We start from the raw sequence: 17320 nt of genomic DNA, 5'->3' as shown, positions 1-17320 counted from the left end.
CCGCATGCAAAGCTCCACGCCCACTCTGGCCCGCCGTTATGCGTTCAAGCTGCTGGCCAATGTGGCCTCCGTGCCGGTGTACCTGGCCATGGAGGCTATCCTGCCGCGCGCTCTGGGCCCGCGAATGTACGGCAATTACAGCTTTGCCACCAATCTTTTTCAGCAACTTTCCGGTTTTCTGGACATGGGCACCTCCACCTGCTTTTACAACGCCCTGTCCCGCCGCCAGAACGAAACCGGACTGGTGGGCTTTTACCTGCGCGTCAGCCTGCTGGTGGCCCTGATCAGCCTGCTGGCCGCGCTCTGCATGCTGATTCCGCCGGTGGGCGAAGTGCTGATGCCCGACGTGCCGCTCTGGCTGGCGCCCCTGGCCGCGCTCTGGGCCTTCCTGACCTGGTGGGGCCGTGTGCTGCGTTCCATGAACGACGCCGTGGGAGCCACCGTGTCCTCGGAAATGGTGCGCACCGTGGTTTCCCTGCTGGCCGTGGTCCTGCTGGGCGCGCTGTTCTGGGGCGACTGGCTGAACATCCACAGCCTCTTCGCCCAGCAATACCTGATGCTCGGGGCCACGGCCCTGGGCTACTGGCTGGTTACGCGCCGCCACTGGCGGCAGCTGGACGTGCGGGTGCATTTTCGCCCGGACAAGGCGCGCAACCGCGCCTACTGCCGCGAATTTTTCGACTACAGCCACCCTCTTTTCGTCCAGGCCCTGCTCTCCTTTCTGCTGCTCGCCGCCGAACGCTGGCTGCTGCAGTGGTTTGACGGCAGCGCGGAGCAGGGTTTCTTCGCCCTGTCCCAGAAAGTCAGCATGGCCTGCTTTCTCTTTGTCTCGGCCATGACGCCCCTGGTCATGCGCGAGCTTTCCATCGCCTGGGGCCAGAAAGACCGCGAGGCCATGGCCCGCCTGCTGACCCGCTTCGCGCCCCTGCTCTATGTGGTGGCGGCCTATTTTTCCTGCTTTACCCTGGCCGAAGGCCCGGCCCTGGTGAATATCTTCGGCGGCGCGGAATTTACGGCGGCCATCCTGCCCGTGCAGATCATGGCCCTCTACCCCCTGCATCAGGCCTACGGCCAGCTGGCCGGATCGGTCTTTCACGCCACGGGCCGCACCCGCGTGCTGCGCAACATCGCGGCCCTGGAATGCGTCTACGGCTTCGCCACGGCCTGGTTTCTGCTGGCCCCGCCGGAGCTGCTGGGCCTCAACCTGGGGGCCGTGGGTCTGGCCCTGAAAACCGTCTGCGTGCAGTGCCTGACCGTGAATCTCTACCTCTGGCTGGCCTCGCGTTTCATTCCCCTGAATTTCCGGCGCAATCTCGCCCATCAGATCTGGAGTCTGGCGGCTCTGGCCCTGCTGGCCTTCGCCTGCCGCCAGCTGACCATTGATCTGGGCTTCGGCGACCTGGATTCCTTCGGGCGCTTCTTCATCTCCGGCGTGCTGTACAGCCTGCTCTGCCTCGTCCTCTGCCTGGCCGTGCCCCAGATGCTGGGGCTCTCCCGCCGGGAACTGCGCGAGCTGTTCATCCGCCTGAAGAAATCCCGCCGGACAGCGCCGTAGGGCTGCCGACAACGTCGGCACAATCGCCGCGAAGCGCGGGTTTGTCATCAGTCCGTCATAAGACTGCTTGCATTCTTGCCGCGCCGGGACTATCGTTTTTTCTACCGGCTGGGGGAGCCCATTATGGCTGAGAAAGGGTGTTCGCGCCCTGACCCCTAGAACCGCGCATGCGCGCGGCTCTGCACCTGACGCAGATAGTGCTGACGAAGGGAAGCTGGCCGACCTGCCGCCGCAGGTTCGCGCTCGCCCGCAGACATTCCGGTTTGCGGGCTTTTTTGTTTTCCGGAGGGTTGGACATGGATGTGATCGTCAACGGCGAAACCGAAACCTGCGCCGAGGCCGCCAGCGTGGCGGACCTGCTGCAAACGCGCGGGCATGACCCCAAAACCGTGGTGGTGGAGCACAACGGGAACATCGTCTCCGCCGCCGCGTTCGCGGGCACGCGGCTGCGTGACGGAGACAGGCTTGAAATCGTGCAGTTTGTGGGCGGCGGCTAACCCGGCCTTCCCCTTTTTCCGTCGGCCGCGTCAGGTTTCGCAACGCGTCTTGGCCGCAGAGGCGGCCCCACTCCACACGGCGCGCCGCCTGCCTTTCTCAGCGGCGAAAAAAATTTTAAAGTCGGTTTTTTCTTTTTTCGGCTCAGACATATCATGACGGAGAAAATAGATGAATGATCCCTTTGTGGTCGGCGGCGTGACCCTCAAAAGCCGTCTGTTCATCGGCACGGGTAAATACAGTGCCGACAGCCTAATCCCGGCCGTGGCCGAAGCCTGCGGCGCGGAGGTCATCACCGTGGCCATGCGCCGGGTGGAAAAAGGCCAGCAGGGCATTACGGCCCACATTCCCAAAACCATGCGCCTGCTGCCCAACACCTCGGGCGCGCGCACGGCGGACGAGGCCGTGCGTCTGGCCCGCCTGGCCCGCGCCGCGGGCTGCGGCGACTGGGTCAAAATCGAGGTCATTTCCGACACCCGCCACCTCCTGCCCGACGGCTATGAAACCGCCAAGGCCACGGAAATGCTGGTCAAGGAAGGCTTCACCGTCCTGCCTTACATCAATCCCGACCTCTATGTGGCCCGCGCCTGTGTGGAGGCCGGAGCCGCCGCGGTCATGCCGCTGGGAGCGCCCATCGGCACCAACCGGGGCCTGCGCACCAAGGAAATGATCGCCATCCTCATTGAGGAACTGAACCTGCCCGTGGTGGTGGACGCGGGCATCGGCCGCCCCTCCCAGGCCTGCGAGGCCATGGAAATGGGCGCTGCGGCCTGCCTGGTGAACACGGCCATCGCCTCCGCCGACGATCCCGTGCGCATGGCCGGAGCCTTCAAGGCCGCCGTGGAGGCCGGGCGCAACGCCTGGCTGGCGGGCGCGGGCACGGTCAGGGCGCGGGGCGCGGGCGCGGAAGCCTCCTCGCCGCTTACGGGTTTTTTGAGATAGAGCATTTTCACAAGGACCACACAGATGGAAAATTTCCAGGAATTTTTGCAGGCCTGGCCCGCTGAACGCCGGGCTCAGGGCGCGTCCGAGGCCACTTCGGACAAGGTGCTGGCCGTGCTGGACAAGGACACGCTGCAACCCGCCGACTTTCTGACCCTGCTCTCGCCCGCCGCCGGGGAACACCTCGAGGCCATGGCCCGCAAGGCGCACGACCTGACCCTGCGTTATTTCGGACGGGCCGTGAACATCTTCACCCCGCTGTACATTTCGGACGTCTGCACCAACCAGTGCCGCTACTGCGGCTTCAACGCCAAGAACAAGCAGCCCCGCCGCCACCTCAGTGTGGACGAGGCCTACGCCGAGGCCAAGGCCATCGCGGACATGGGCTTTCAGCATATTCTGCTGCTCACCGGCGACGCGCCCAAGCTGTCCTCGCCGGAATACATCGCCTCGGTGGCGCGGCGGATCAAACCGCTTTTCGCCTCCGTGGGCGTGGAGGTCTACTCGCTCACCGAGGCCGAATACAGCCTGCTGATCAAGGCGGGCGTGGACTCCATGACCATGTTTCAGGAGACCTACAATCCCGAACTCTATGGCTGGCTGCACCCCGTGGGCCCCAAGCACGACTACGGCTTCCGCCTCAACGCGCCGGAACGCGCGGCGCGCGCGGGCATGCGCTCTCTGGGCGTGGGCGCGCTGCTGGGTCTGGAATCCTTCGAGCAGGACGCGTTCTGCACAGGCCTGCACGCCTGGTGGCTGCAACGCAACTTCCCCGGCGTGGACGTGAGCGTGTCCATCCCGCGCATCTGTCCGCATGAAGGCGAATTCGACGTGCAGCATGGGGTGGACGACCGCCATCTGGTGCAATACGTCACGGCGACGCGCTGCTTCCTGCCGCGCGCGGGCATCACCTGCTCCAGCCGCGAAAGCGCCTTCATGCGCGACCATCTGGTGCCGCTGGGCGTCACCCGCGTGTCCGCGGGCGTGTCCACGGCTGTGGGCGGCAGGGCCACGGAAGACAAACACAATCCCGGCCAGTTTGAAATCACCGACCACCGCAGCCTTGCGGAGATGATCGACGCTCTGGCGGGCAACGGCTATCAGGCGGTGATCAAGGACTGGGAAGATCCGGCGGCGTAACGCCGTCAACGGCGCGTTTGCGAACGCGCGTTTTTTCAGCTCTGCACGCGGGACCGCGCCAATGCCAATGCCGGATGTGGAAGCGCTTCTGAAGCGACACGGATTTCCCCTGTATATATATGCCAGGGGGGTGATCTCCGGGCAGATCGCCCGGCTGAAAGACGTCTTCAGCGGCTTCGACATCCTGTATTCCATGAAGTGCAACCACAACGATGCCGTCTGCCGTCATATCACGGCGGACGGCATCGGCATTGACGCGGCCTCAAGAAATGAAGTGCTGGCGGCACGGGTTCTGGGCGTTCCAAGGGATAAGATCCTGTTTTCCGCCCCCGGCAAAAGCGATGAGGATCTGGCGGAAACGCTGGATGACTGTCTGATCATCGCGGATTCCTACAACGAGCTGCGACGCATCGACGCCCTCTGCGCCGGACGGGGCATAGTCCGCCCGGTCGGCTTGCGCGTCAGTCCGGCCATTGCCTATGGTCCGGGGCTTTGCCCGGCCGTCTGTCCCGGCCTGCCCGACAAGTTCGGCGAAGATGAGGAAGAGCTGCCCGCGTATGGGGATTTTTTGCGCGGCCTGAAGCACGCGCGTCCGGCGGGCATCCATATCCATGTGCGCAGCCAGGTGCTCAGCGCCGAAGCTCTGGGCGCGTGTTTCGAGCACGCGGCGCGCTTGGCGCGCGTCTGGAACCGCGATCTGGGCCTGCCCCTCGAGTTTGTCAATTTCGGCGGCGGACTGGGCATTCCCTACGTCGAAGACGCGCCGTCCCTGGACCTTGCGGCCTTGCGCGGGTATCTGGCGGGCCTGCTGCGGACCCCTCCGCGCGACGGCGACGCCCCGGTGCGCCGCTATATGGAAAGCGGCCGTTTTCTGGTGGGCAAGGCGGGCATCTTCGCCACCCGGATTGTTGACGTCAAGCGCTCGCGGGGCAAGACGTTCGTCATCGCGGCGGGCCTGCTCAACCATTTTCTGCGCCCAGCCATTGCCGGACTGCTGGCCGCCCTGCCGCTCGAACGGGCCTACGACGGCCCCTGCGAACCCTTGTGGAGCGGCCGCGGCACGGTGGCTCCCAAGGCCTTCGGTCGGCCCGCGCCCGCCCGGACCGTCACGGTCTGCGGCAATCTGTGCACCGCCATGGATACCGTGGCCCGGGACATCGTTCTGGAAAACGCCGTCGTGGGGAATGTGCTGGTCTTTGAAAACGCGGGCGCGTATGCCGCCGCGCTGAGTCCGCACGATTTTTCCGGCCGGCCGGGGGTAAAGGAAATCCTGTGGGGCTGAGAACCGCCCGCGAAGCGCAAAGGAAATGCTATGGGTAACAGTCTGCGCCAAGGCCTGAGCCGCTACTTTTTGCCGGAACAACTGAACAAACTGCGCGCCGCGCGCGTGGGGCTGGCCGGGGCCGGGGGTCTGGGGTCCAATGCGGCGCTCATGCTGGCGCGCTGCGGGGTGGAGGACCTGCTGCTGCTGGACGACGACGTGGTGGAGCCCTCCAACCTCAACCGCCAGCAGTACTGGCCGCGCCATCTGGGCAGGCCCAAGGTGGAAGCCCTGGCGGAGGTGCTGCGCGAGCTGAACCCGGACATCCGGGTGGAGGCGCGACGCCTGCGCCTGAGTCCGGCCAATCTGCCGGACATCCTGCCCGCCTGCCCCATCTGGGTAGAAGCCCTGGACGACGCCGAGGCCAAAACCATGCTGGTGGAACACGCCCTGCTGAACGGCCGCATGGTGGCCAGCGCCTCGGGCATGGGCGGCTACGGCGGTCCGGCCATGCAGAAACGCCGCCTGGGCCGTCTGACCCTGGTGGGGGATTTCAGCACCGACATCCTTACGGCGCCGCCCCTGGCCCCGCGCGTGACCGAGGCCGCCGCCCTGCTGGCCGACGCCGTGCTGGAGTTCGTGCTGGGAATGGACGAATAAGGCCGCGCGGCGGGTCAGGGCAGAGGTTTGGCGGAAATTTCGCGGTAAACGCCCCTGGCCGGGTCAAATGCAATGACCCGCTCCGCCCACGGCTCGCCGGACTCGCGGAAACCTTTGCCCCCGGACAAATCCGGAGCGATGACGCGGAAAGCATCCCAAGAGCGTCCGGCGATGCCGCGTTGTTCGACCCTCACCGCCGGACCCGAAGCCGAACTGTAACCCGCGCTGAAAAAGCCGAGCGGCGTGTAGAAATTATCCCCGCAACCCAGAAAAAGCTGGGCAGCCCACAGATCCAAATGCGGGTCTTCGTTGAGGATGAAATCCATGATGCCGTCATGGTTGAGATCCGTGGGAACGACATTGCGGGTTTCGCCCTTGTACGTGGATTTCAGTTGCTGCTGCCGGGGCCAGTTTTCCCTTTTTTTATACGTCGTCGCGAGCCGCTCCGGGTCAAGAGGCAGAACGGTGATAATTTCCAGCTCTTCCCAGCGTTCCTTAGCTTCCTCCGCACCGACGCGGGCCTCGGGCCTTCCCACCCGGCGGATGTCCGCCGCGAGCCGGGCCACTTCGCCGGGCTCGACTTCTTTCCGCTCCCCGGCGTACTTCAGGTCTTCCAGCTCCCGCGCTTTCCCGGCGTCGTCATAGGACATCAGCTCCAGATAAAAGAGCGGGGCGTCGGCGGGCATACCCGCGCCCCGGCATTGCGGCGATCTGGAGGCCGCGTCGGCCGCGCCGCACAGCAGCGCCGTCTGCGCCAGCAGGACCAGCAGGACCGCAACAAGGCCGCGCAAACGCCGTGAATGAGCAAGAACCCCGCGCTCCATACGGTTTCCCTTCAAATGGCGGCTGCACTGATTGCGAAAAGACGGTCCGCGTGCTCTCAGGCCGTCGCCGGCCCTTCTGCCCGCAATTGTTCCAGCACATTGGCGTCGGCGGGCAGAAAGCCCAATTCCAGGGCCTCGGAGGGCGTCACCCAACGCAGATTCTGGCCTTCCGCCGGGCAAGGTTCGCCGCGGAAAGCCATGACGTGGAAAAAATGCAGGCGCACCCGGAAGCCCCGCTCGGCGTAGCTGTGCTCCAGGCTCTGCCAGAAACGGGATTCACGCACGCCGATGCCCAACTCCTCGGCCAGTTCGCGGGCCAGAGCCTCGGACGGCGTCTCGCGCGCTTCCAGTTTGCCGCCGGGAAATTCCCAGTAGCCTTCCAGGGGCTTGTCCGTGGGCCGCTGCGCGGCCAGAAAACGTCCGCCCCGCCAGATGATGCCCGCCGCCACCTCAATGAGCTGCGGGCCGTCGCTCTTTTCCGTCATAATATGCCCTTGTCCGAGGCAAATTTTTTCAGCCTCTTACTGCAAAAAGCCTTTAGCAAACCCCTCCAGAAACCAGAGGGCAATCAAACCAAACAAGCCCTCAGCGATCAACATACAAGCAAGATTAATGTACCGGGCTCGCCATGCGAGGAGAATGCCCCCTATAAACCAGGCCAACGGCGTCACATAAGGCGTCACACAACGAAGGCTCTCCATTGTCCCCACAAAAGCAAACGGATAGGCTATAATGGACATGACCGCCAGTTGCCACACCCACGAGGTTTGCGCGGCAGGCGCGCTTTCTCTGTCCTGTGCAGCATCTATTTCGTCGTCGGCCATCACATCCTGCTCACTCAGTCCCGGCTTTGATGGTCGCTATTTTTTCTTCCAGGCCCGCCATTTCTTCCAGCAGGTCCTCGCCGCGCCGCTTGCATTCCTCAAAACGTTTGAGCAATTCGCCGGAACGGCTGTGGTCCGCGTACACCTCGGGATCGGCCAGTTGCGCTTCCACCGCGCCCTGTTCGTCCAGCACGCGGGCCAGTTCCTCTTCCAGGGCTGTGTATTTGCTTTGCAGGGGCTTGAGTTCCTTGTGCAGGGCGTTACGCCTTTCGGCCTGTTCGCGCTTGAGGCGCTTCTGCTCCTCGCGCGACAGGACAGGCGCGGCCTCCCCCATTGTTTCGGCCTTGAACTTCGGCAGGCCCGCCGCGCTCAGGGCCGCGCCACCCTTGCCCTCCGTTCCCGCGAGGCGTGCCCGACGCGCCGCGTCATAGGCCGCGAAACCGGCGTGCACCGTGAGGCCGCGCTCGTTCAGCTCCCAGGCTTCGGCCCCCACCTGCGAGAGCAGCCAGCGGTCGTGGGCCACCATCAGCAGGGTGCCGCTGAATTTTTGCAGGGCCGCGACCAGCGCCTCGCGGCTTTCCAGGTCCAGATGGTTGGTGGGTTCGTCCAGCAACAGAAAATTACAGCGCTTCAGAAACAGGCTGGCCAGGACCAGACGGCTTTTCTCGCCGCCGGACAGGGCGCTGACCTGGCGGTCGAAGTACTCCTGCCCCAGCAGGAAGAGGCCCAGCACGCTCATGAGCTCCTCTTCCGTGGTATGCGGGTCCGAAAGGCGGCGGATTTCGCCCAGCACCGTGGTATCCGGGCGCAGGGTGTCCATCTGGTGCTGGGTGTAATACCCCAGGCGCATCTGGGAAGCGGTGACAAGATTGCCGCCGCAACGCTCCAACTGCCCGGCCAGCAGCTTGAGCAGGGTGGACTTGCCGCAGCCGTTATGCCCCACCAGAGCGATGCGGCTGCCCCGGTAGAGAGTAAAGGTCAGCGGCGGCCACATGCTTTTGCCGTCCGGAAAATGAAAGGCCAGATCGGCGGCGGCCAGCACGATTTTTTCCGAGTGTGGAGCCTCGGGCCAGGAAAACGCCAGCTCCCGGCGCTTGGGTTCGGGCCGGTAGTCTTCCAGCTCTTTTTCCAGCTTCTTGGCCATCTTCTGGCGCGATCCGGCCTGGCGGGCCTTGGTGGCCTTGGCCCGGAAGCGCTCCACAAAGGCCATCTTGCGGTTGAGTTCGTCCTGAAGGGCGCGGGCCTCGCGCTCGCGCTGGGTGTTGTACTCCTCCTGCAAAACCAGGAACTGGGTGTAGTTGGCCTTGCGGAACACCGGCCGGGACAGCCCCAAGTAGAGCACGTGCGTGCCCACATTGTCCATGAACATGCGGTCGTGGGCCACAAAAACCAGCGCGCCCTTGAAGTCCAGCAGAAAGGATTCCAGCCATTCCACGGCTTCCATGTCCAGATGGTTGGTGGGCTCGTCTAGCAGGAGCACGTCGGCTCCGGCCGTGAGCACGCGGGCCAGCTTGGCCCGTTCCCGCCAGCCGCCGGAGAGCTGGCGCAGGGTGCGCCCCCACTTGGCCTCGGAAAAACCCAGCCCGGACAGCACGGCCTTGGCCCGGTGCTCGGGATTGTAGCCGTACATGGCCTCCAGTTCGCTCTGGCGGTGCATCAGCGCGGTGAGCCGGCTTTCGTCGCCGGATTCGGCGGCCTGCTCCCACTCGGCCCAGAAGTCGTTCCAGTCGTGCAGCACGTCCAGCACAAAAGTCAGCAGGGGGGTATCCAGAGCCTGCTCGGACAGTTCCTGCTCCACAAAGCCCAGGCGGCAGCCCTTGGGCAGCAGCACCCGGCCCCCGTCCGGGGATTCCACCCCGGCCAGCAGACGCAGCAGGGTGGATTTGCCCGTGCCGTTGGGTCCGCAGACGCAGAGGCGCACGCCGGAATCCACCTCCAGCGAAAAATTGCTGAAAATGTCCCGGCCGCCGAACGATTTGGAAAGTTCCTGAATGGTTATCTTCACAGCCAGCCCTCGCGCCGGTAGCCTTCCACGGCCTCGGCCATGCCTTCGGCCAGGCTGACCCGCGGCGCGTAGCCCAGCTCGCGCCGGATGCGCGACGCGTCGCAGAGCCAGCCCGTCTGCCGGGCCTCGCGGTATTTGTCCAGATTCCAGTTGGGCGCGCGCGCCGGGGTGCGGCCCGTGAATCCGCGCGCCAGACGCGCCCACAGCAGACCGCCGCAGGAGGCCAGCCCCGCCGTGACGGCCATCAGCGGCAGAGGCAGATGGAGCACACACAATTTGCCGCGCCCCAGAGCCTCGCCCATGACCCGGCAGAAGCGGGACATGTCGTACAGCCCGCCGTCGTTGACGTGGTACACGCCGCGCGCGGCGGCCCCGCAGCAGAGCAGCACGGCCTGGGCCATGTCCCGCGCGTGCACGGCGGAAACCGGAAACTCCCGGAACGCGCCGGGGCTCACGGCAAAGCCCCTGGCCGCGCCCTTGAACACGGGCAGCAGGCCCCTGTCGCCGGAGCCGTAAATTATGGGCGGGCGCAGGGTCACCAGCCGGTCCCCCAGGGCGCGGCCCAGAATCTGCTCCACCAGCAGCTTGGACCAGCCGTAGGCGGAGACCGGCGCGGGCAGCACGTCGTCCGCCACGCCGGGCGGGCAGTCCGACGGGCCGCTGGCCGCCAGGCTGGACACCAGCACGAAGCGCGCCGGGCCGCCTTGGCCGGAGCCTTGTCCGGCCGCATCCACCTCGGCCAGAGCGTTAACGATGACGCGCGCGGCCAGGGCGTTGGCCCGCAGATAGTCCTGCCAGCCCAGGCCGAACAGCAGGGCCGCCATATGGATGACCACATCCTGTCCGGCCAGAGCGGCAGCCAGGCCGTGCCCGGTGCCCAGGTCAGCCCGCGCCACAGCCACGTCGCCGGGCAGATGTTCCGTACGTGAGGCCGCGCGGGTCAGGCAGGTGACGCGCGCGCCGCTTTCCAGCAGGCGCGGCAGGAGATGACGGCCCACAAAACCCGTGCCGCCGGTAACCAGCACCTTTTTGCCGCTCAGGTGGGAAAAACCTTGCTCCGAGGGTGCGCTCATACGGCGATCTCCCGGCGGTAAATGCGGTAGCGCTTGGTGATCCGGCCCGAAAAATCCTCAATAAGATCGTCCACGGCCACATTGTCCTCCAGCACCCAGGAGCCCTCCACCCACTGGAAGTCCGGCTTGCTGCGGGCTTTTTCCAGCATGAAGTCCAGCAGCAGCAGAGGCAGGCCCAGCAGGCGGAACTCCTCCTTGATGCCGAACAGCATGATGCGGTAGCCGCCCCGGATTTCCGCGCGCGCCTGCCACCAGTGCCAGAGCGCGGACAGCCCCAGCTTGCCGTTGAGGCGCTTGAGCAGAGGATTCATGTCCGGCAGGGCCACCATACCGGCGGCGGGCTCGTTGTTATGAAAAAAGAGCACGAAGAATTCCGGGTCCAGCACGCTTTTGAGCTCTTTGACGTGGTGTTCGGCCTCGCCGTCGGACAGGGGCGAAAAGCCCCAGTTCTTGGCCCAGGATTCGCGGTAGATGTCCAGCATGATCCGGATGTCGGCGGCCAGTGTAGCCTTGCCGGAGGTACGGCAGGTGAAGCGGGCCTCGGCCTTGAGGCGGCCCACTTCCTCCCGCAGCCAGTCCGGCGGCGCGAGGCGTTCGCGTTCAATGAGATAGGCGAAGAGATCCTGCTCCTTGCGCAGATGCCAGCCCTCCAGCAGTTCCGCGTAATAGGGCGGATTCCACGGCATCATGATCACCGGCGGCAGCTCGAAGCCGTCCACCAGCAGGCCGCAGGTGTAATTGGCGGAAGGGTTCAGCGGCCCGCGCATGAAACGCATGCCCTGTCCGGCCAGCCAGTGCCGGGCTTCATCAAGCAGGGCGTGGGCGGCCTCCGGATCGTCCAGGCATTCAAAAAAACCGAAGGCTCCGCAGGCTTCCCCAGCATAGGCATTGTATTTTTCATCCACAATGGCCGCAATGCGACCCACGGGCCGTCCGTCGCGCAGGGCCAGAAAAAGCTCGCGCCGGGCCGACTCCCAGAAGGGATGCGCGCCTGGCGTGAGCAGTTCGCGGTCCTGGCTTTTGATAGGCGGCACCCAGAGGGGCTGGTCCGCGTAGACGGTCCAGGGCAGATCCACGAAGGTGGTCAGATCCTGTTCGGAACGGACCGGAATGATGCTGACGGCCATGCGTCCTTAATCCGTAAGCAGCGCGCCGCGCAACTCGGCCGGAGAACGCGCGCCCAGCCTTTTGCAGGCCGCGGGCAGTTCCGCCGCCAGGGCGAAGGCGCTGTCCGGCCGCATGAAGTTGGCCGTGCCCACCTGCACGGCGGCGGCGCCCACCAGAATGAATTCCAGCGCGTCCTCGGCGCTGACGATGCCGCCCATGCCCACCACAGGAATTTTCACCGCCCGCGCCACCTGCCAGACGCAACGCAGGGCCACGGGCTTGATGGCCGGACCGGACAGGCCGCCCACCACATTGGCCAGGGACGGACGCCGCGTGCGCAGGTCCACGGACATGCCCAGCAGGGTGTTGATGCAGGAGATGCTGTCCGCGCCCGCGTCTTCCACGCTGCGCGCCATGAGCGCGATATCCGTGACATTGGGCGAAAGCTTGACCATCACATGCTTGTGCGGCGCGCGCTCGCGCACGGCGGCGGTGACGGCGGCGGCCAGCCTGGGATCCTGGCCGAAGAGCACGCCGCCCTCCCTGACGTTGGGGCAGGAGACGTTGACCTCCAGCGCGGCCACACCCTCCTCGCCGTCCAGACGGGCGGCCAGTTCCCCGAATTCCGCCGGAGATGTGGCGTACATATTGACAATGACCGGCGTTTCGCGCCAGGGCAGCCGGGGCAGCTTGTCCCGGCAGAAGGCCTCCACCCCGTCGTTCTGCAGGCCCACGGCATTGAGCATGCCCGCCGTGGTCTCCACAATGCGCGGACAGGGATTGCCCTCGCGCGGCTGAAGCGACAGGCCCTTGACCACAATGCCGCCCAGAGCCGCCAGATCGCCGTAGGACGCGAACTCCACGCCGTAACCGAAGGTGCCCGATGCCGTGAGCACCGGGTTTTTCAATTTGAGATCGTGACTTTGCCCTTTCAGGGTGACGGAAAGATCCATGCTGTTTCCCGATGGTGTAATCAACATTCGTTCAACGGAATAAAGCAGCCGCGCCCGATCCGCCCGGCGCGGCTGAATTATGTTCGCTGGCAAGGAAAACAGGCTTTTTATGGAGGGAGTGTACTCTTATGGCACTCAACCGGAATAAAAAGCGACGTTTGACAAAGCCAGCGGGCAAAAGGCAGTCGCGCCTACAGTTCGATGTGGTGGGACCAGAACACCGGCCCCTGATTGCACACCTGAATCAGGCCGCCGCGCTTGGCGGGCACCGGCCAAGCCTCCGTGGTGCGGACCACGCAGCCCAAGCAGGCCCCCACGCCGCAGCCCATACGGTTTTCCAGCGAAAGCTGGGTGCGCACGCCCAGCTCCCCGGCAAATTTCTGCACGGTACGCAAAAAGGGCAGCGGCCCGCAGGCCAGCACCAGGCCGTTCTGCTCCGCGTATTCGCGCATGCGCTCCTGCAGGGAAAAAATGAAATTGTCCAGATCGCCGGGCGTGTGCTCGCGCAGACTGTCCAGGGGCACATGCTCGTTGATGCTGTCCACCGGGTAGCAGCTGAGCGGCTCGCGGTGGCCGAAAAGCATGGTCACGTTCCAGGGTTTGGGGTGCTCGTTGACGTAGCCCACAAAGGGCACGATGCCCATGCCCCCGGCCAGGAGCAGGGTGGGCGTGTCCGGCTCCACGGCGAAGCCGTTGCCCAGCGGGCCCCAGACCCGCACCGTGTCGCCGGCCTTGAGCTCGGCCATGCGCCGGGTGCCCCGGCCCTGTACCTGGAAAAAACAGATCATGTGACGGGCGGTCATGTGGCAGATGCCCAAGGGGCGAGCCCAGGGAATTTCCAGGCCGAACGAGGTGGGCCGGACCATGACGAACTGGCCGGGACGCCACTGCTCCCATTCGGGATGGGTCAGACGCAGGGCGAAGAAACGGCTTTCCTGGCCGGTCTGGCCGAAAGGCACCAGATCCAGCACCGTAAGCAATGAAGAGCGCGGTTGGGACATGTTCTGGTGTATAAACCCACTTGCCAAGGCGGTCAACCGAGCCCACGCGCGGGGCGGACGGGGAACAGGGCTTTTCATGCGCGGCACGACGCTGTAGCATGGGCGCGCGCCCCCTGACGGGGGGCGCAGGAGATAAAGAATATGCAAACAATCTATGCCGCCCGTCGCGACCGGCTGCGCCGGGCCATGCGCGCCAGGGGTCTGGACGCCCTGCTGGTCAGTCAGGCCGCCAACCGTTTTTATCTTTCGGGTTTCGAACTCCACGATCCGCAGTGCAATGAAAGCGCGGGCCGTCTGGTGATCACGGCCGACGGCCGGGACTGGCTGGCCACGGACGCCCGTTACCTGGACGCCGCCGGCCGCCTCTGGGACAGGGACAGCGTTTTTATTTACGGCGGCGACGCGGCCAGAGATCTGCACAGCCTGCTGCGGCGCTGCGGCGGGCGTGTGGGTCTGGAGGCGCGGGGCGTCAGTCTGGCCTTTGCCCGCGCCTTGAGCCAAGCCGGGGCCGATCCACGATTCGAGGCCGCCGACGGTCTGGTGGAGCGCTTACGCCGGATCAAGGAACCCTGCGAAATCGCGGCCCTGGAACGCTCTTTCGCGCTCAACCACAAGCTTTTGCAGTGGGTGGAAGGCCAACTGGAACCGGGGAGGACTGAAGCTGAACTGAGCTGGGCCATTGAACGTTTTTTCCGTGAGAACGGGGCCTCGGAGCTGGCCTTTGCCAATATCGTGGCCGTGGGCCGCAACGCGGCCCTGCCCCACGCCATTCCCGGCGCGGACGCGGTCACGGAAAACTGTCCGGTGCTCGTGGACGTGGGCTGCCGGGTGGACGGCTATTGCTCGGACCAGACCCGTACCTTCTGGGCGGGCGACGCGCCCACGCCGGAATTCAGGCGCACCATGTCTCTGGTGCGCGAGGCCCAGGAAGCGGCCCTGAAAAAAATGCGGCCCGGCCTGCCCCTGGCCGAAGCCTACGCCCTGGCCCGCGCGGTCTTTGAAAAAGCCGGGGTGGCGGACGCCTTCACGCACGGCCTGGGCCACGGCGTGGGCCTGGAAACCCACGAGGCCCCCAGCCTGTCCCCGCGCGCCGAAGGCCTGCTGGAACCGGGCATGGTGGTCACGGTGGAGCCGGGCCTGTATTACCCGGCCTGGGGCGGCGTGCGCTGGGAATATACCGTTCTGGTGGAAGAGGACGGCGTGCGAATTTTGTAACTGACATGCTGAAGTAAAGGAGTCCGCATGGCGGCGATTTTTCTGGTGGGAGCCCGCGCGGCGGGCAAAACCACAGTGGGTCTGGAACTGGCCCGCCTGCTGGCCTGCCCTTTCACGGACACGGATCAGCATCTGCGCGAACGCCTGGGCCGCACAGTGGCCGAAGTGGTGGCCGCCGAGGGCTGGCCGGGCTTCAGGGCCCGCGAAAGCGCTGCCCTGCGTGAGGTGGCGGATTCACATGCCTTCGGCGATGTGGTCGTGGCCACGGGCGGCGGCATGGTTCTGAACCCGGAAAACCGCCGCTTCATGCGCGACCACGGCACTGTCTTTTATCTGGCGGCCCCGGCGGAAGCCCTGGCCCGGCGGCTGGCCCGCGACCCGCTGGCGGCGCAGCGCCCATCGCTGACCGGCCTGGATATTGTTGAGGAAATGCGGCAGGTGCTGGCCGAGCGCCGCCCTCTCTATGAAGAGGCCGCGCACCACATTCTGGACGCCACGGCGGAACCGGCCGACGTCTGCGCGGCGGCCCTGCGCCTGCTGGACATGGCTCCGGTCAAAGCCTGAAGCCGGGCCGATCCATGTCCAGCGGCCCCCCGCCCCTCATTTCCGTCATCATGCCCGTATACAACGCCGCCCCCGGCCTGGAGGCGGCGTTGGCCGGATTATGGGCTCAGCGCCCCGCTCCGGACGCGCCCCTGCCCCCTTTTGAAGTGATCGCCGTGGACGACGGCTCCACGGATGACGGCCCGGCCCTGCTGGAGGCCGCGGCCGCGCGGGAAACCCGGCTGCGAGTGCTCCGCCGTCCCCATCAGGGCATCGCCAAGGCGCTCAATGCCGGTCTGGCCGCCGCGCGCGGCGTCTACCTGGCCCGCATGGACGCCGACGACACGCTCCACCCGGAGCGCCTGGCCCGGCAGGCCGCGCATCTGGACGCCGACTCCGCCCTGCACCTTTCGGCCAGTTGCGTGAACTTCGGCGGCGACGCGGTTACAGCCCACGGCTTCGCCCATTTCGTGGACTGGCAGAACAGCCTGCGCACGCCTGAGGATATCGCCCGGCAGCGCTTCCGCGATACGCCGGTCTGCCACCCCTCGGTCATGTTCCGGCGTGAAGCCGTGGAACGCTGGGGCGGCTATGCCGACGGGGACTTTCCCGAAGACTGGGAACTCTGGCTGCGCTGGCTGGACGCGGGCGCGCGCATGGAGAAGCTGTCCCCGCGCCTGCTGACCTGGAACGACCTGCCGGACCGGGCCACCCGCGCCGACGCCCGCTACCGCGAGGCGGCCTGCAACGAACTGCGCGCCTTCTGGCTGGCCCGCGCACTGGCCCGCGCCAACCCCTTTCATCCCGAGGTCTGGGTGCTGGGCGCAGGGCGCATGGCCCGGCGGCGCCTGGCTCCGCTCTGGCAGCACGGCATACGGCCCGCGGCCTACATCGACATTGACCCGCGCAAGATCGGCAACCGCGTGGGCAACGTGCCCGTGCTGCCCCGCGCGGCCCTGCCGAAACCGGGACGCTGCCGCATCCTCAATGCCCTCACGGCCCACGGCGCGGCGGAAGAGGCGGCCCGCTGGCTCGAAAGCGCGGGGCATGGCCCGGACGACTGGCTGCTGGTTTGAGCCCGAGCTCGCCCCTTTTTGCTCCACCGCCCGTAAATCCTTTACCACCGCGTGTTTTCCGCTTTTCAGCTCCGTCGCCGGACAAACTTTTTTGTGAAGTTTGCGAAATTTGTCACCAATACCCTTTGACATAACAGGCCTGTAGGGCTATGGTGCAAGGGCTTTATGTATCAAATCCTTCACACCGCCATTTCTTAGGGAGGATGGGCATGCTGGATCTCAATATCACGCTGGTTTTTCAGCTGGTGAACTTCTTTATCGCCATCTTTGTGCTCAATATCCTCCTGATCCGGCCTATCCGCACCATTATCAAAAAACGCAACGGCGTCATGGACAACCTTGCCGGTGAAGCCGACAATTTTGAATCCCAGGCCGCCGAACGCCTCGCCAACTACGAAGCCGAACTGGCCCGCGCCCGCCAGGACGCCGGCCTCACCCGCGAAGAAGGCCGCAACGCCGGCCTGACGGAACAGCAGAGCATTGTGGGCACCGCCCAGAAGAGCGCCCGTGAAATTTTGGCCGACACCCGCCGCAGTCTGCGGGAGCAGGCCGAAGCCACGCTGAGCGAGCTGCGCAATCAGGTGAGCGATTTTTCCGCCCGCCTGGCCGACCGTCTTATCAAGAACTGAGCTTCGGTTTTTACCGC

At 65.5% G+C, this 17320-nt stretch carries 18 protein-coding genes; 10 read left to right on the top strand and 8 right to left on the bottom strand.

What is annotated here, in order from left to right; translation table 11 throughout:
- The first annotated feature begins 4 nt into the window (after positions 1 to 4).
- The 6 genes from FYJ44_RS02815 to thiF all read left to right on the top strand — a co-directional run bounded on the left by FYJ44_RS02815 (position 5) and on the right by thiF (position 6053).
- Entirely contained in the window at positions 5 to 1555 is a 1551-nt protein-coding gene (locus tag FYJ44_RS02815) for a lipopolysaccharide biosynthesis protein (RefSeq protein WP_154508959.1), read from the top strand.
- A 296-nt stretch (positions 1556 to 1851) separates the two neighbouring features.
- Positions 1852 to 2052 (top strand): sulfur carrier protein ThiS, encoded by a 201-nt coding sequence (gene thiS, locus FYJ44_RS02810; RefSeq protein ID WP_154508957.1) that lies wholly within the window; start codon positions 1852 to 1854, stop codon positions 2050 to 2052.
- Between the two features lie 169 nt (positions 2053 to 2221).
- On the top strand, positions 2222 to 2992 hold the full coding sequence (locus FYJ44_RS02805) for a thiazole synthase (protein ID WP_154508955.1): 771 nt from the start codon (positions 2222 to 2224) through the stop codon (positions 2990 to 2992).
- A gap of 24 nt (positions 2993 to 3016) precedes the next feature.
- Positions 3017 to 4132: a 2-iminoacetate synthase ThiH gene (thiH, locus tag FYJ44_RS02800; protein ID WP_154508953.1), complete on the top strand. Its 1116-nt coding sequence runs from the start codon at positions 3017 to 3019 to the stop codon at positions 4130 to 4132.
- A gap of 61 nt (positions 4133 to 4193) precedes the next feature.
- Complete coding sequence (locus FYJ44_RS02795) at positions 4194 to 5414, top strand: diaminopimelate decarboxylase family protein (protein ID WP_154508951.1); 1221 nt, start codon at positions 4194 to 4196, stop codon at positions 5412 to 5414.
- Between the two features lie 30 nt (positions 5415 to 5444).
- Positions 5445 to 6053: a sulfur carrier protein ThiS adenylyltransferase ThiF gene (gene thiF, locus FYJ44_RS02790; protein WP_154508949.1), complete on the top strand. Its 609-nt coding sequence runs from the start codon at positions 5445 to 5447 to the stop codon at positions 6051 to 6053.
- 14 nt (positions 6054 to 6067) lie between these two features.
- Here thiF and FYJ44_RS02785 read toward each other — a convergent pair whose 3' ends face one another.
- The 8 genes from FYJ44_RS02785 to FYJ44_RS02750 form a co-directional block, all read right to left on the bottom strand.
- The gene (locus FYJ44_RS02785; RefSeq protein WP_154508947.1) at positions 6068 to 6877 is read right to left on the bottom strand and encodes an invasion protein; all 810 of its coding nucleotides are present in this window, start codon (positions 6875 to 6877) and stop codon (positions 6068 to 6070) included.
- 56 nt (positions 6878 to 6933) lie between these two features.
- Positions 6934 to 7362, bottom strand: a complete 429-nt coding sequence (locus FYJ44_RS02780; protein ID WP_154508945.1) for a (deoxy)nucleoside triphosphate pyrophosphohydrolase — start codon at positions 7360 to 7362, stop codon at positions 6934 to 6936.
- A gap of 36 nt (positions 7363 to 7398) precedes the next feature.
- Positions 7399 to 7701: a hypothetical protein gene (locus FYJ44_RS02775; protein WP_154508943.1), complete on the bottom strand. Its 303-nt coding sequence runs from the start codon at positions 7699 to 7701 to the stop codon at positions 7399 to 7401.
- A gap of 10 nt (positions 7702 to 7711) precedes the next feature.
- Positions 7712 to 9706, bottom strand: a complete 1995-nt coding sequence (locus tag FYJ44_RS02770) for an ABC-F family ATP-binding cassette domain-containing protein (protein WP_326833660.1) — start codon at positions 9704 to 9706, stop codon at positions 7712 to 7714.
- On the bottom strand, positions 9703 to 10779 hold the full coding sequence (locus FYJ44_RS02765) for an NAD-dependent epimerase/dehydratase family protein (protein ID WP_154508941.1): 1077 nt from the start codon (positions 10777 to 10779) through the stop codon (positions 9703 to 9705). The genes FYJ44_RS02770 and FYJ44_RS02765 overlap by 4 nt, the downstream gene beginning before the upstream one ends.
- Entirely contained in the window at positions 10776 to 11906 is a 1131-nt protein-coding gene (locus tag FYJ44_RS02760) for a hypothetical protein (protein WP_154508939.1), read from the bottom strand. Before FYJ44_RS02760 ends, FYJ44_RS02765 begins: the two co-directional genes overlap by 4 nt.
- Positions 11907 to 11912: 6 nt before the next feature.
- A complete protein-coding gene (locus FYJ44_RS02755; RefSeq protein WP_154508937.1) occupies positions 11913 to 12839 on the bottom strand; it encodes a dihydroorotate dehydrogenase in 927 nt (308 codons plus the stop codon).
- A 191-nt stretch (positions 12840 to 13030) separates the two neighbouring features.
- Positions 13031 to 13840 carry an iron-sulfur cluster-binding protein gene (locus FYJ44_RS02750; RefSeq protein WP_154508935.1) on the bottom strand — a complete coding sequence of 270 codons (810 nt, stop codon included), beginning with the start codon at positions 13838 to 13840 and terminating at the stop codon, positions 13031 to 13033.
- A gap of 141 nt (positions 13841 to 13981) precedes the next feature.
- Here FYJ44_RS02750 and FYJ44_RS02745 point away from each other — a divergent pair, with 141 nt between their 5' ends.
- From FYJ44_RS02745 to FYJ44_RS02730, 4 genes are all read left to right on the top strand, one after another.
- Positions 13982 to 15055 (top strand): M24 family metallopeptidase, encoded by a 1074-nt coding sequence (locus tag FYJ44_RS02745; protein ID WP_154508933.1) that lies wholly within the window; start codon positions 13982 to 13984, stop codon positions 15053 to 15055.
- A gap of 27 nt (positions 15056 to 15082) precedes the next feature.
- Positions 15083 to 15619, top strand: a complete 537-nt coding sequence (gene aroL, locus FYJ44_RS02740) for a shikimate kinase AroL (protein ID WP_154508931.1) — start codon at positions 15083 to 15085, stop codon at positions 15617 to 15619.
- A gap of 14 nt (positions 15620 to 15633) precedes the next feature.
- Positions 15634 to 16674, top strand: coding sequence for a glycosyltransferase (locus FYJ44_RS02735; RefSeq protein ID WP_154508929.1), 1041 nt, complete (start codon positions 15634 to 15636; stop codon positions 16672 to 16674).
- 209 nt (positions 16675 to 16883) lie between these two features.
- Positions 16884 to 17303, top strand: coding sequence for a F0F1 ATP synthase subunit B (locus FYJ44_RS02730; protein WP_154508927.1), 420 nt, complete (start codon positions 16884 to 16886; stop codon positions 17301 to 17303).
- Positions 17304 to 17320: the final 17 nt, after the last annotated feature.

The sequence above is a fragment of the Desulfovibrio porci genome, from assembly GCF_009696265.1.
Lineage (GTDB): Bacteria > Desulfobacterota > Desulfovibrionia > Desulfovibrionales > Desulfovibrionaceae > Desulfovibrio > Desulfovibrio porci.
The sequence above is the reverse complement of the archived record's forward strand: the minus strand, read 5'-3'. Positions and strand labels throughout refer to the sequence as shown.